The organism is Roseovarius maritimus, from assembly GCF_043355895.2.
GTDB classification, from domain to species: Bacteria; Pseudomonadota; Alphaproteobacteria; order Rhodobacterales; family Rhodobacteraceae; genus Roseovarius; species Roseovarius maritimus.
The window spans coordinates 1-1,486 of the sequence record NZ_JBHFPF020000031.1 but is presented as its reverse complement, the minus strand read 5'-3'; the positions used below and the strand labels follow the sequence as shown (position 1 = coordinate 1,486).

General features: G+C 52.7%; 1 protein-coding gene. It reads right to left on the bottom strand.

From position 1 onward, the window contains the following. Nucleotides 1–317 precede the first annotated feature (317 nt). Nucleotides 318–1,067 carry a hypothetical protein gene (locus tag ACEWPM_RS19750; protein WP_393964165.1) on the bottom strand — a complete coding sequence of 250 codons (750 nt, stop codon included), beginning with the start codon at nucleotides 1,065–1,067 and terminating at the stop codon, nucleotides 318–320. Nucleotides 1,068–1,486: the final 419 nt, after the last annotated feature.

Genomic DNA, 1,486 nt, shown 5'->3' with positions numbered 1-1,486 from the left:
AGGTCTTCCTGTCCGCTGTCGCTCTCGCCGCAACCGTCATCTTCTGGCTATGAAAATCAATGAGTCTGGAGCCTAAGTGGACAAAGTTAACGTTGGAATTACGGACGAGGAGTTCTTCCTTATTGTGTTGGTCCGAGATATGGACCTTCTCGTCGTTCCCGAAGGGAGCTCAATCAGTTCAGCACCATAGACACCGCTCCAAGGTGGGCGGTTTCCTGCCATTCGCTGCGCCGCGCACGAATGGCAGGAAACCACAACCTATCAACGGACATTGGAGTTGGTGCTCCCGCAGCACCTGATGCGGCCGAAATGATTGACTAGGCCATCTCTGCATTGATGTATTTCATTAAGTTGAGCACTTCCGTCGACGTTGTAAGGAAATGAATAGTTGCAATGACTTCAATCAGGACGCCGTTAATTCTACTTGGGTCATACTTAGCATGGCTGGCTTTATCTGCAGATTGGCCCGCGCCCCAAACAACAGAAGGCATACTCTTTCCATCCGGGCCGTCCACGAGAGAAATCGACACTTCTTGGCGAAATTCTGCGAGTCGCTTTTCCCACTCTTCCTTTGCGCCATGCCCATGCGCGCCGTGATCTGCGTGGGCGACATACTTAATTACCTGTTGCCTCGTGAACCATTCACCGTTTGAGAAAATCACACGCTGCTTTAAGAAGGTATCCAGCTTGAATTCCTCACTTCCATCTGGATGATAACCTAGAATTTCTGGTGGTTTCCCACCCTTAGACATCATCCCGGCTGCCAAAAAGACGCCATGGACGCTTGCGCCACCAGAAACAAAAGAAACAATCCTTCCAGAGCGCGCAGCACGGTAGATGGGGTTGTTGTCGATGGCGTTAATATGCAAACGCCCAACCCGAGGGCTGGCTACGCGCCCAAGTTGATTTTCTACTAACCATCGACGGAGGACAACGCTAGTGTGCCGCAGATCAACGGGGCGCGTCTCTACCCTTTTTGCCACATCATTTAGAACGGCAAAGTCCTCACTTAATGCGATAGCCGCCTCTTTAGTTTCGAGAATTCGCGCTTCTGTTGGAGCGTTCATCAGGAATCGATATCCTCATTACGGATAAATTTGGCAATCGTCGTGCTAGACCAGAGGCCTCGGGCGATTGCACTGCATAAGCCATAAGTATCACATGCGGCGCAAGTGCCTGCCAAGTGCTCGCGCTACCCTGTTCAGTGCACCAACGGTTCCACAGAATGGGTCAGGTTGGCGCCCTTCGTGTAACCCAGGCGACGTCTCAAAGAATAGCGTCAGCATGTCCGCTTCGGGCTGAACCTGACCATCCGTCGCCTCCGGACCGAACTTCCTCAAAGGGCCGTCAATGTCGGTCAGGCGGGCGGGACATCCAAGATGCATGCCGCGCAGCCGCTGGTCGGCTTCGAGCCCCCTTTACCACATGCTGCATGATGCACTGATGTCTGCTATCGTGCGCGAGCCAAAAACCTTCAACAATCGAT

What these genes read in the sequence shown, in the direction of transcription:
- ACEWPM_RS19750 (WP_393964165.1), bottom strand. Translation starts at nt 1,067, where the DNA reads ATGAACGCTCCAACAGAAGCGCGAATTCTCGAAACTAAAGAGGCGGCT.